Source organism: Mesorhizobium sp. LSJC285A00, assembly GCF_000503155.1.
Taxonomy (GTDB): Bacteria; Pseudomonadota; Alphaproteobacteria; order Rhizobiales; family Rhizobiaceae; genus Mesorhizobium.
The window spans coordinates 15,173-28,160 of record NZ_AYVK01000036.1; the positions used below are offsets into that span (position 1 = coordinate 15,173).

Genomic DNA, 12,988 nt, shown 5'->3' on the forward strand with positions numbered 1-12,988 from the left:
CGCGAATTCTAATCGAGCCTAATCCAGCTGGTGAATGGTAGATTGTGGCACAACAGCCTTGGCGATTTCACATAGGTGCTTGTGGTGCGTGAGATAGATGACCTGACCTGTGTTCGCCATCTCCCCAAACAATCTAAAAACTTCCTCCGAGCGAATATGGTCAAAGGTTTCCATGATGTCGTCGGCGATGAAGGGAACCGAGGGCCGGAATTGGGCGAACTCGTAATAACCGGCGAGCCTCAGTGCTAGGTAGAGCTGAAAGCGCGCGCCCTTCGAAAGCGCTTCAGCGAGCTTGGATTGCCCGTCGCGCTGCACCGCGATGAGAACCTCCTCGCCTTTGACGGGCTGGGTTGTAAGGCCTGAATACTGGCCACGGGTCATTAGCTTGAATGCGTCTGATGCACGCGCCATCATCCCCGAACGGTGGTTCTCACGGTAGATCCGCAAAGCATTTCCAGCCGACATGATACCAAGTTTCAGCTCAATGTAGCGAACGGCCTTCTCCTCGATTTCCAACAGGGTTGTGCGCCGTTCGGCATCCAGGCGGGCAACCGCGCTGTCACCGCCGATGGCGTCCAACTTGTCTGCCGCGCGGGTCTGTCGGATCAGCTGTTGCTGGATGATTTCATCGAACTGGCGAAGCCGCTGCTCGCCCTCAGCCTTCTCGACCGCGAGGCTGTCGAAATCGATCGCGTCCAGGATCGAGCGTGCCTGGTCGAATCCATCGACTGCGAGTTCCGCCACTACCCGTTCCTCAAGTTCGGCGACGGTAGTGCGCAAGCCGTCGCGCTCACGCAGCAGCTCGTCGCGTTCGACTACCTCGGACAGAGTGGCGACGCCAAAGACGCCCAGCACTTCATTCTTGCGGCGTTCGTGTGCCGAAATCTCGGTGTCGAGGATTTCGCGCGCCTCCTTGAGGCGCTTCAGCTCGTTGCCGAGGCTTGCCTTCGTTTCACGTGTCCGCTCGGCACGCTCCAGGCGCTCGGCAAGGCGGGTGGCCAACTGCTCCGGCTCGCCATCCTTCGTCGGCTCGTCGGCTTCGACCGCAACGGCGATGACCTCGACCAGAAAATTGGCCCTGTCGGCCTCCATCTTGTCGATACGCAGCTGCAGATCCTCCCGTTCCTGCAGGCTTCTTGACAGTTCGGCCAATTGATCGAGCACAGCGCCAACGCCTGACGCGGACAGACCGCTTTCGAGCCACGTTCCCTTGAGCGCTTCGGTAATGCCGGCCAGCCATTCCTCCTCGCGACGCTCCGCCACCCCTACCGCAACCCGTCGGGCAGCTAGATCCTCTTCTTTGGAACTCACCATCCTGAGCGCCTCGGCATACTCGGCGTCCACCTTGCGCTGCCGGTCCAGAAACAGCTCCGCGATGGCCATGATTGCTTCGAGGGTGTCGCCGGGCTCTGATACTATGCCGACACTTTCCAGCGCCGCTCTCATTTCCAAGTGTATCTGCTCGCCGGCGTCAGCGGCTCGCTCGGCTTTCAAGCGAGCAAGTTCGATCTGCTCCCAGGCAGCGAGCGCATCGCTGCGCGCCTCGATCTGATCCTCGATCCTTTCGATCAGGCGCTCAGACGAAGGTTCCAGGGCTTCTCCGAGGAGGTCGCTGGCGGCCACACGGATTTCCAACAATTGGGTATCCGCATCCTTGACGAGCTGTTGGCTTTGGATGCCGTTTCGTGACAGGTTGGCCGTGGCCTCGGCCAGGGCACGCGTCATTGCCCGGATCTCGGCCAGATCCGCCGCGCCGGCCAGCCGGCCTGCGCTGGCAACGTCATCGCGCGTCAGTGCCACGGCGAAATCGTCAGCGGTGTCACCAGTCAACACTGCGCGGTGCGTTGCCCACGCATCATCGCGGAGACGGCGGATGGCGGCAGCCGCTTCATCGTCGACAACGTCGACCGAGGCTCGAAGGGCATCCAATCGTGCGGCGAGCATTGCATGGTGGCCCTCGTATTCGGCGAGGCGTTCGGCAAGCACCGCGGTGTTCCTTGCCAGTACTGACGCTACTGTCTTCCAGGCGGCAATCTGCCCGGCGCTCGGAACCGCAACGTTGACGAGAGCGAGGGCATCTCCGTTCCATGGACGCAAGCGAGCCAGCGATGCCTTCCATCGGATTGTTCCCGCATCTCCCGCCTCGCGAGCCGTCTTGATCTCTGCCTTGTGTCCGCTTGCTCGCGCTTTCGACAAAGCCGAGCCCAGCCTTGCCCTGGCGGGTTCGGGCACCGCCCTTTCCTCGCCGACCCGCTGCCTTGCCACCTGCAACGCATCGAGTGCTGCCGCCGCCTCGTCGCGGGCGGCGCGCGCGCCCGTAGCAATACCGGACCTCTGCTCGACCATAGCGCGAACGACGCCAACTGTGACGGCAGGCAGAAGCAGTGCGGCAGGATCCGGCTCGGAAGACCGGCCCAAGGCGGCAAGGCAGCTTGCCACGGTGTTGTTGAGGATTTGCAGCCCCATCCTGCGAGTGGGCAAGTCAAAGCCAGCCGCGGTATGGCGCACCTTGCCCTCCGCAAGGCTGCGAATGCGTTCGGAAATCGACAGGATCCGTTCGTCCTCGTCGACCGCAGTGACTTTTGCCGACAGCCGCTCGACCTCATCGATGTTTGCGGACAGTCGCGTTCTGAGGCTGGCATCGTCATCGATTAGTTCGGTGACACTTCCCGTCCATGTCCGGGCTGGGGAGGTGATGTCCGGCAGCTGATCCAGCCGGGCAATCTTGCGGCGCATATCCGCCAGCATCGGCGCAGCACGTACGTGACGAGCAATGGTATCCAGCCTGGCCACCAGCACCGCCCGATCGCTGATGGTTCGGCCGTACTGCTGCGATGCATCGAGACGTTCGGCCTCCAGCCCCTCATAGGTCGATGCAAGTGTGTCGATCGCATCCCTGCGCGACTTCACGTCAACAAGGCGCTTCTTCAGCAGCGCCAGTTCGGTGCCATGCGCCTGCTTCCGATACAGCGCGTCTGCTTCGGCCTCGAGGGCGTTCAACGTATCGCTTGCGTTCCCAAGACCGGCGCTGGCCGTGAAGAGGAGCTCGCCGAGGTCGCCCCGCGATTCCAGGATCGATTTTCCGCCGGCTTCCAGCGTCTCGTCATCGAGTGAAAACATAGTCGTGTAAGCGTCACGCGACAGTCCGGCGAGATGCGCCGTGATCGCCACCTCGCTCATTGATTGGCCCGTCGCGTTCAATAGCGAATTAGTACGCTGTTTCGTACGCGTGAACGTGTGCTCGGAGCCGGCCAGTTCCAGAACCCCACCGATGCGCATGGCGCTGTACTCATGCAGGAAGTTGTAGCGGCTCCGTTCCTCGATGCCGAACAGCAAATCTAGATAGGCGGAAAGCGCTGTCGATTTGCCGGCCTCATTCAGGCCAAACACGATATGCAGATCAGGTCCGGATTCCGGTTTGGGTCCGAAGTCGATCGTACCATCGGTGAACTTTCCATAGCGAATGAGGTCAAGGCGCTGCAGCCTCATGACGCTCCACCGGACTTAAGGCGGGAAGTCACCAAGTCTGCGCCCTTGGAAAGCACCTGATCGAGGAACCGTTCCAGCCCGGCTTCGTCCTTCCCAGCAAAATCCCGTCCGTCGGCCGGAAGGTCGGCGACCATCCTTTGGACGAACGCCCTCGCCTCGGCGCGGAAGGTATCCGAGGTGGCATCGGCGCGCATGGATTGCTCGAGTTCGAAAATCGGATCAGCAATATCCTCGGCCGTCTCCGCCCGAGGTGGCGCGAGGTCAAGCTCGAGCTTCTCCACCCACGTATGGCCTAGCTGTTCCGCAGCCTGTTCGGCTTCGGCAAGAAGGAGATCTCTGTCGCGGATCAGCGCCCATAACAATGGTGATGTTCCTGTTAGGCCAACGCGGGCCACAGCATGACGCGACCGGACGGCGGCCCGCATCTCTTCGAGTGCGTTTCGAACACGCGCGACGGCCTCGGACCACTCCACTGCTCCCGTAAGGTCGACGCTGACCCTTTCGAACTGCGCAACGCTGGTCAGCCTTTCCTCGATCTCCACCGAACGGTCGTCTCGCACCGTCACAAGGGTGACTGATTTCTCGCCGGCCTCGTTGATATCCCTCCCCTGCGGTATTCCCGGCATCACCACCGTGCTTGCGCCGGAATGGACTTGGCGAAGATGAATGTGGCCAAGCCCCCAATAGTCGAAACCGTGGGCGTGCAGGTCAGCGATGCTGCAGGGCGCGTAAACGTCGTGACCGGGCGATCCGGCCAGACTGGTATGCATGATGCCAATATTGACGGCTCCTTCGCGAGCAGCCGGATATTTGGGCAGCAGGCTGTCCGGCGCCTTAGGGTTCGCAAAGCTCAAACCATGGAAAACGACGTCCACACCGCCGGCTGTCTGCAATACCGACTGAGCACGACCGCCAAAAATGGTCACGGTGTCAGGAAACACCAGCTGTTTGGAAATCCGCGACAGGGCGTCATGATTGCCGCGGATCTTGAAAACCCTGATGCCGGCCTGGTGCAGGCGTGTCATCTGCGCTGCCAGGAACCGCGCCGTCTTCATCGAGGTTTGATCACCATCGTATAGGTCGCCGGCTATTACCAACGCATCCACGCGTTCCTCTAGGCAGAGATCCACTATCGAAACGAATGCCTGGCGGCTGGCGTCGCCCACGAGCCCGGCAAGATCGGGATTACGCATCGCGAGCGAACGCAGCGGCGAGTCGAGATGAATATCGGCCGTGTGTACGAATCGAAATGCCATTCGGCCTCCGCCAGCAAAAGAGGTGTTCCGAGCTTCAACAGAGATTGCAACGAGGGCTCTACAATGCCCGGTCACACTTCAGCTAATGCCTCGCTCGCGGACTCGCCGGCCACCAACAAACCGTCTTGGGGCCGCAGCAAGCCCTTGGCAATCAAATCGGCGACCCCAGCTGAAATCAACTGCCGCAATTGTGCACTTGTGGCTTTGAAGCCCAGCATTCTCGCAACGGTTATTGCGATTTCTTCCTCCGTCGCACCGAGGTTGGATTTCACGACTTCCATGGCGCCTTGGGCGACTTCGTCCTGCGCAATCATTTCGGGCTTGCGCAATCCAGCGGACACGACGCCGCTGCGATCCCTGAGACGAACAGGAGCACCTGGCTTGAAGCAGAAGCTGCCTCGACGGGCTACTGCACCACCTCTCTGCGCTAGGCCTACCCCTCGCTCGATTGCATCCTGAATCCTGCCACCGGCCCGCTGCAGACCCCACGCGCCCCGAATACGCGAAACTATTTCGTCGACATGGATTGGTGTTTCTATAGCCACCACCTGCTCGACCAGTCCGGCCATGATTCCGCTGGGCGTCTCGTGGAGTTCGAACGATCCCGGTCGGTTTAGTTCGGCCTCTTCGTAGGCTCGATTGGGTATCTCGGATCCCTTTGTGCTTTCGAGACCGATTTCCGTCACGTTGCCTCTGTCGACCGTAACAACCTGCACGGCTACAGCACGATTTCTCTGGACCCCCAATTCGGCCCGCTCATCGAGCTCTTTTCTCGCAGCCTCAATCGCTAATATGGTTCGCTCCAGCTGCTCGCGTGGCCTCTGAAACCAGTCAGCGTTCCAGATGCGATGGATTATCCAACCATGGTCTTCCAGAACAGACTGCCGTAGCCGGTCTCGATCTCGGGCCGAGCGCGATGAATGATATTCTGCGCCATCACATTCGATGCCAAGAATATAGCGGCCTGGCCTCTCCGGATCAGCAACCGCGAGATCGATGAAGAAGCCTGCAATGCCAACCTGAGCATGAACCTGGTAACCCTTTCCGATCAGCGCGTTGGCTACCTGCTCTTCAAAGATTGAATCCATTTCGCGAACCGTGGCCTGGGCAAGCGAAATTCGTCCTGTTCTCGCGTAGTGCAAGAAGAGCTTGAAGGCGAAGATGCCTTTCCCTTTGCCACGCTCCAGGTCGATGTCCTCGTCTGTGATGGACGCGAATACTTCGCAGCTGCGCTTGGCGCGGCTTATGAGGACGTTGAGCCGACGCTCGCCGCCTTCCGCACCAAGAGGGCCGAAACGCATGGCCATGTACCCCTGCGCATTCTTGGCATACCCCACTGAGATCATGATCACGTCGCGCTCATCGCCTTGAACATTTTCAAGGCTCTTGACGAAGAATGGCTCGCTGGGGTGCGCGTGAAAGAACTCCTCCGTATCGGGATTTAGTCGCCGCAGCCCTTCGAGTTCATCCTGGATCGCGCGGCGTTGGCTAACCGAAAATGTTGCAACGCCTAGAGTCTCTCGCGGGTTCACCTTCGCATGACGGATGATCGCTTCGGCTACTGCTCTCGCCTCTACCGGATTGGTTCCTGTGCCACCGGAATCGAAGACCCCCTCTGGCACATGATGAAACCGCAACCCCATGCCTGCCTCTTGGGTATAGGGGCTTGGCACGATGAAAAGCCGGTTCTCGTAGAACTGGCTGTTCGATACGGCGATCAGAGATTGGTGACGGCTACGGTAATGCCAGCGGAGCATACGCTGCGGCAAGCCGCGGGCCGTGAACAGGCCGAGGATGCTTTCGATGTCGGCGACCTGCGCGCCCTCACCCTCGTCATCTTCAGACTGCGAGCCTGTCACCTTGGCGAAGAATGTCGTGGGTGGTAGTTGGCGTTCGTCGCCAACAACGACCACCTGATTGGCCCTGGCGATCGAGCCGAGCGCGTCCACAGGCTGTATCTGAGACGCCTCGTCCATCACAAGAAGATCGAAGGACATCCTGCCGGGCGACAGGAATTGGGCCACCGAAAGCGGGCTCATCATGAACACTGGCTTGAGTGCCTGGATGGCAGGCCCTGCCTTCTGCATCAACTGCCGGATAGGCATGTGGCCCCGTCTGCGCGCCATCTCAGAACGAAGCAGTCCGACTGGTCCAGCTCCGCCGTCTCTTGAAGGAATTTTTCGGTGATGAGCCGTCACAACTTCGATGGCACCGGCCTTGATCCTCTGTCGGTCCAGATCCGCGAAGTCACGTACAGCCCTGGAATGCAATTCCCCGTCGAACCTTGCCAGCTCCGGCTCATCGGTCGCCATCGCTAGAAACATTCGTTCGTAGTAGGCCATATCGAAGACTGATCGCGCCGATCCTGTTGTAATCTGGCCGTTGGCCAAGCCGTCTATCAACTGTCCCAGTCCAGCCTTTCGGGCTGTTTCGGATCGCTCTCCATAGGCAACCCATTTTGAGAGCTGTTCCTGATGATCAAGCCACCCCTCCAGTCGAGAAACAACCTCGACTATCGCGACGTCTGGAAAATCGTCTACTCCAAACAAGGAGGGAGCATCGGCTTTCAAATCCCCTGCAAGCGCCTTCAATTCCCGCGCTGCCGCTTGGGCCGCTTCACGCGCTGAACGCGCCAAGTTTGCGATCTCTTTTCTTTCAGGCAACCGCGCAGCCAAATGCCGGATTGAGCCATTTTCTCTCAGCCAAAGTTCGGCTTGCGCGAGAGCGGCCCAATCGGATCCTCGACCGAGCCACGACGAGCCGAATGCGAACTTGCCAAGGCTTTCCCCGTCCTCGATCTCTTGATCAAGCGCTTGTAGTCTGCCTAGTCGGCGTAGTATCTCCACCCGCTCACTGATCAGATCTGGAACGTCAGTCAGAACCTGTCGTGACGCGTCATCGGCTTGAGCTACAGTGCTTGCCTTCGCTTCCATCATTTGCAGCGAGGCCCGCTCGGCGGAAGCCACGTCACCTTGCAGGGATGAGGCAAGGTGGCCTAAATCGTTCCAAAACCCCTCGATAATCGGCTGACCGATGTCGATCACCTTACGAACTCGGACCGCACGCGCGCCCGCTTCAGAGCGCTCCGCCATCCGCCCGGCTATAATTCGCGGTTCCGAGCCAAGTCCCCTCAGCGTGCGCATCCACTCCACTAAGGCCTGGAGTGGTGCCGAAGACGATCTCTCACCGCGCCAATCGGCTCCGAAGGCGGAACCGCCAAAGGCGTCGCCTTCGCGCACTTTTGCTGCGGCCGCTTGGCCCTTCATTAGAATGTCGAGGAGACCCACTATCTCCGCCGCAGGAGCGCTAGGGGCCACCAAAATAGTCCGCACAAGTGCAGTGGCACGACGGTAGTCGCCATTCAATGCTTTCAATATTCCCGTGTGCTCGGCGAGCGCTTGCCGCGCCGCGGCCACGTTGGTACTCCACGCGGCATCAACAACTTTGCCCTGAAGCTCGGCTCTAGCAGTCTCTAGCGTTGCTACGCTGTCGGCAAGGTCACCAGCCTGTTCCAGCCCGGAGTCCCAAACTGTGGCTGCGAATGCCTCAGGGCTCGCATCGGGGGCTGCCGCAACTCTCTCGCCGGTCATCACTAACCTGAGGAGTCCTGCAAGCGTGTCCGGTAAAACCGTAGACCTCAGTTCTTGATTTAGCCGCTCAGCTTCTTCTCTTAAGCGTGGGAGCAACACGGTTAGCTGGCGCGCACGAACGAAACCATCTTTCGGAAAGTCTGAAGGAAGCTTAGCAAGCTCTGTCTCGAGACCTTCAATTGGCGTGTCGATAGCCGTCGCCACCAACTGCTCCGACAGTTCCTCGGATTTGCGGTTGAAATCTGTTCCTGTCCAGAGAAGCGATGCAATGTCCTTTGGACGCTCATCCCAAACCGGCGAGACTAGCGCCTCGGCAGGAAGTCCAGGTGCGGACGCGAGAAGCTCAGCGCGATCTTCTACCTCGCCGCTGTCGCTGAGGATTTGCGGAGGCTTCGCCTCGATCCGCTCAGCAATATCGGCCAGTTTGGCGTGCAGAGCCTTTGCTTGATCCAGCGACGACGCAATGCGTGGGACGAGCCTCTCAATGGTCGTTGGTAGGACGACATCCAGGCCAACTCCCCGCCATGGGTGGTGGATCGGCAAGCCGATCTCGTTGATCCGCTGAGACACGTCATCGAGAAGTTTGCGACGTTGCGAGACACCGTCATTCGTCCAAGCGGTGGCATCCTCAAGTTCAATGTCAACTGGCTTTTGCCCGTTCTGCCTTAGTCGGGTTAGCTGGCCAAGAACCTGGTATGGAGTGAGTTCGGACGTTCCAAATGGAACATGCATCCTTGTAGCATGTGCATTGAGTTTGTCCCTAGCCTCCAGCAGGCGTTCAGTAAGGGAAGAAGCAAGCTGTCCGCGAGGCGATCCGAGTTGCCAGGTGCGCCGCAACTCTTCCAGCATCATGCGCTTGTTTGCCTTGTTGCTATGGAGCTCAAGGCAGGCGTCCCCCACCCCCGCAGTGTCAAGCCGTCGCTTCACGACCTCAAGTGCGGCCATTTTTTCCGCAACGAACAGCACGGTCTTTCCATCGGCAACGGCCGACCCGATAATGTTTGCGATCGTCTGCGATTTTCCTGTCCCGGGAGGACCTTGGATAACGAGGTCGCGACCCTTTCTTGCATCATGGATCGCCAGCGTCTGAGAACTGTCACTGTCGACGATATGCAACATTTCGGCAGGCGCGATATGCGGATCAATCGCAATGTTGTCCGACATCAGCGGTTCGCGTGTTTCGAAACCATCTGAAAGAAGCGAGCGGATCTTCGGTTGTTCGATAATCTTTGCGCCATCCGGCCAGAGATCCGGATCCAGGTCACGGTACATCAAGAACTTAGCGAACGAGAAGAAGCCGAGCACCATATCATCGGCAAGAACCTGCCAACCCTCTTTGGTCGACACTGCTTCGGCAACGGCTTCGAGATAGGCCGAGACGTCGAAGTCGTCTCCTACTTCAAAACGCGGCAGGGCGAGCTTGTGAATGCGGTCGAGATAGAGTTCCAAGGAGAGGTTTGCGGTAAGATCTTCCGTACGAGCTCGCAGCCGAAACTTTTCTCCAGCGGCCCCTCGCTCCAGCCGTACCGGGACCAAAATGAGAGGAGCCTGACGGATGTTTTCTTTGTTGCTCGGGTCAATCCACTTCAGCATGCCAAGGGCCAGAAAGAGGATATTGACGCCCTGCTCTTCCTCAAGTGTGCGGGCATCATGGTAGAGATCAAGGAGCCGGCGCTGCAGCCCCGTTGGGGTCATCCTCGTCTGAAGCTTGGTGTCAGAATGTCGCGCAGATACCCCTCTGTCGTCGAATCCTTCGTCCTCAGGCTGAGCAAGAGCAACGGGGGAATAGTCGATTTCCTCGTCTGGAGGGCTGCTTTCAACCTGGCCTGCCTTCGGCCGATCCGGCTTGCCGGCCAGGAAGGTAAAAGCCTTTCCTTCGCTCACCAGCAATCGATAGATCTCAGACGACCTCTCGTCGACAATATCGATCGTCTTCGCGCTCTTTGAAAACCGTGGCACATTCAAAAGTCGGTTGCGAGCAGAAAGGTCGAGCAATTCCATCCTGGCTCGCTCGAGCTTTTCCTTTAAAGGCAGATCGCTTTGGAAGACCGATTTTTCAACTTCCGACACTCACACCCCCCTGATAGGCTGGACACATAGAGCCTAGACAAGGGCTGTCCGCAACATAAAATGCTGGTTTTTCAACCTCGAATGGCTGCCACCAACACTTCAATCGTTTAGTATTGTGAGCACTGCGGCTTGGTGGAAAAATTGCGGATGTTTGTTTAATGTTCCGGACACTTCGCATCCCCACCTTGATCTCGAGGTTCCCTTTCAGACAAAATGCCATCATACGTGTGGACGAGGTGTTGGCAGCTCTGGCATCCGCCTCGCCGGCCACGACCAACTGGCGCACAAGCCGACTTCTTTTTGAATCGGCCTCCTAATTTCATTCCGAGAAAACTTGTAGGCTCCAGCGCGGAAAGATGGTCGTGTTTACGGAAAAGGTAACTACAAAGTCGTGACTTCGGGCTGATCTGCGAAGGCACCATGGTGTTCAAAGCGCCGAACTACAAGGCAAACCAGCGCCAGCGAAAAAGGCGCCTATGAATGGTGCAGAGGCACGTTACAAATCATGCAGCTTGCGTTTCGCAAAGGATCGGAAATTGAATAACAATCGCTATTCTCATCGTCGCCGCGCGCGACCAAGGCGCGGCGCTGAACCAATCGTCCGCAGACGTTTCTCTCCAGATGTGCGCTTGCCTCTGATCCTGGTGATCGTGGTGGCCTTGGCTGCTTACGCGACCCACTATTTTACAGGCTCGGGTGACCAGTTACATGGTCTCGATATAGCAAACTCGGCCGGGTCGAGACGGGCGCCGATAGTAGGCATAGCATCGGTGATTGATGGAGACACGATAGAGATCCACGGGCAGCGCGTCCGCTTCAACGGCATCGATGCACCCGAAAGCCGCCAATACTGCAAAGACGCTAGCGCACATCAATACCCCTGCGGGCGCCGGGCGGCCGAAGCATTGGCGAATTTCCTTGCGGCTTCGCAGCCTGTCCAATGCACATTTGTTTCATGGGATCGGTACCGTCGCTTCGTCGGTGATTGTCGGCGCGCGGACGGTGTCAGCGCCGCGTCCTGGATGGTCGAACATGGCCAAGCCTTGGACTGGCCCCGCTATAGCCACGGCGCCTATGCGCAACAGCAAACTAATGCTGAAACCGCAAAGGTTGGAATCTGGATTGGGACGTTTGACAACCCTTGGGATTGGCGCGAACAACATGCCGAATCTGCGAGCCCAACCAAAAGCCCCCTTGGGCTTGTCAGCCGTCGCCAAGTAGCACAGAGCTACTCATGCCAACCTCGCCGCTTGTGCACGCAGATTTCATCTTGCGAAGAAGCACGTTGGTATCTCGCCAACTGCTCATGGGGGAGCAAGTTGGATCGAGATAGCGACGGGATTCCGTGCGAAGGCGTTTGCTGACCTGGGCTCACGCTTTGAACCCATCCCCAACCATCACTCCCTAGTGTGCGCATTTAGCGTTATGAATTGGCGGTCGGAGCTTCGATGCAATTGCGCGAGTGCCGATAGAGCTTGGCAAAATGGCTGGCTGACGTTTGTCTTGGAAAATTCCACCAGCTCGTTAAGTCCGGACGGGCTAGAAAACCGCAACGCTTCGTAGCGGCATACAGGGATCTGCCGATTGTCTTTGAAGCGCTTGTCAGGCCCGCCGTTTTTGTTTGGGTGAGCCCAGGTGTAGCTCACGATCTCCGCATCAGATGGAACTTTGCCGGTCTCGATAAAATTACTCGGGGCGAATTGGGTCTGCAGATCGGCATATCCGACTGCGCCGTATCGGTTTCCGTCCTTCACCAGCACTAGGTCAGGCATGAAGAAGAGCACCTGCCGACCCACATGGATTGAAGGAGGAGTAACGTTGCTGCGTACAACCTTCGGCAAGGAGCTTGTAAGTGTCGTGGGCTTTTTGTCGACCAGCATGCTGGCCCCGGCATTTCGCTTCCAAGCAGTCAGATCCTCTATCTTGCCGCCGGCAGCGACATGCCATCTCCCTGCGCAGCCGGTGAGAGTTTCGAACGCGCCGACAAGTCGCCCGTAGGCGGCCTCCGCGTCTTTTTCCAGATCGTAATAGAGCACGCTCACCCGGCGGTAACTGTCAAACCATTTGCCAATGAGCATACCCGGCACAAAGGCACCGATGCCCAGCACCGGTGCGGCACCTCCGAGCTTGGTCCCCACAAGGAAACCTGCAATCCCGAACAAAACCGCGAGTGCTACGGACAGCCGCGTCTGCGATTGCCTGGCATTGATTTCATCGAGCACATTGGCGAATGTCTCGTCACGCATTTCCACCACATCGCGGGACTCGATTTCTCTCATCACGACGCCGTCAGAGACGTATTCCGGGCGCGAGGATTGTGGACGGGGTTGCGGCGCAGATGGGGTCTGAGAGAGCTGAACTACCTTCTTCGCGCTGGCCTTGCCTAAAGTGCCACGATAGTAGAGCCCACCCACGCCGGCGTGGATGTAGTGACCTCTTGGCCCAGTGCCGATGCGGAGGCCCTTCACGCCAACGGAAGCGCCAACCCCACCGGACGAAAAGTTAAAGCGGAATGGTCCCGCACTGATCGATTTTCGAACGTAAAACCCCATAGCCCAATCCCCCCAACTCAACTGCCGTACC

At 58.5% G+C, this 12,988-nt stretch carries 5 protein-coding genes; 1 reads left to right on the plus strand and 4 read right to left on the minus strand.

What is annotated here, in order from left to right:
* Positions 1–18: 18 nt before the first annotated feature.
* The 3 genes from X726_RS144735 to X726_RS144725 all read right to left on the minus strand — a co-directional run bounded on the left by X726_RS144735 (position 19) and on the right by X726_RS144725 (position 10,405).
* Positions 19–3,489, minus strand: coding sequence for an AAA family ATPase (locus X726_RS144735; RefSeq protein WP_023672188.1), 3,471 nt, complete (start codon positions 3,487–3,489; stop codon positions 19–21).
* On the minus strand, positions 3,486–4,745 hold the full coding sequence (locus tag X726_RS144730; RefSeq protein ID WP_023672189.1) for a DNA repair exonuclease: 1,260 nt from the start codon (positions 4,743–4,745) through the stop codon (positions 3,486–3,488). The genes X726_RS144735 and X726_RS144730 overlap by 4 nt, the downstream gene beginning before the upstream one ends.
* A 71-nt stretch (positions 4,746–4,816) precedes the next feature.
* Positions 4,817–10,405 carry a DUF3320 domain-containing protein gene (locus X726_RS144725; RefSeq protein WP_031215322.1) on the minus strand — a complete coding sequence of 1,863 codons (5,589 nt, stop codon included), beginning with the start codon at positions 10,403–10,405 and terminating at the stop codon, positions 4,817–4,819.
* Between the two features lie 476 nt (positions 10,406–10,881).
* Here X726_RS144725 and X726_RS1000000169605 point away from each other — a divergent pair, with 476 nt between their 5' ends.
* On the plus strand, positions 10,882–11,769 hold the full coding sequence (locus tag X726_RS1000000169605) for a thermonuclease family protein (protein ID WP_156932630.1): 888 nt from the start codon (positions 10,882–10,884) through the stop codon (positions 11,767–11,769).
* A gap of 33 nt (positions 11,770–11,802) precedes the next feature.
* Here the strand turns inward: X726_RS1000000169605 and X726_RS144720 are convergent, their stop codons facing one another.
* Entirely contained in the window at positions 11,803–12,957 is a 1,155-nt protein-coding gene (locus X726_RS144720; protein ID WP_023672191.1) for a DUF4236 domain-containing protein, read from the minus strand.
* Positions 12,958–12,988 lie beyond the last annotated feature (31 nt).

Coding starts and splice junctions, on each gene's coding strand:
- X726_RS144735 (WP_023672188.1), bottom strand. CDS start 3,489: ATGAGGCTGCAGCGCCTTGACCTCATTCGCTATGGAAAGTTCACCGAT.
- X726_RS144730 (WP_023672189.1), bottom strand. CDS start 4,745: ATGGCATTTCGATTCGTACACACGGCCGATATTCATCTCGACTCGCCG.
- X726_RS1000000169605 (WP_156932630.1), top strand. CDS start 10,882: ATGAATGGTGCAGAGGCACGTTACAAATCATGCAGCTTGCGTTTCGCA.
- X726_RS144720 (WP_023672191.1), bottom strand. CDS start 12,957: ATGGGGTTTTACGTTCGAAAATCGATCAGTGCGGGACCATTCCGCTTT.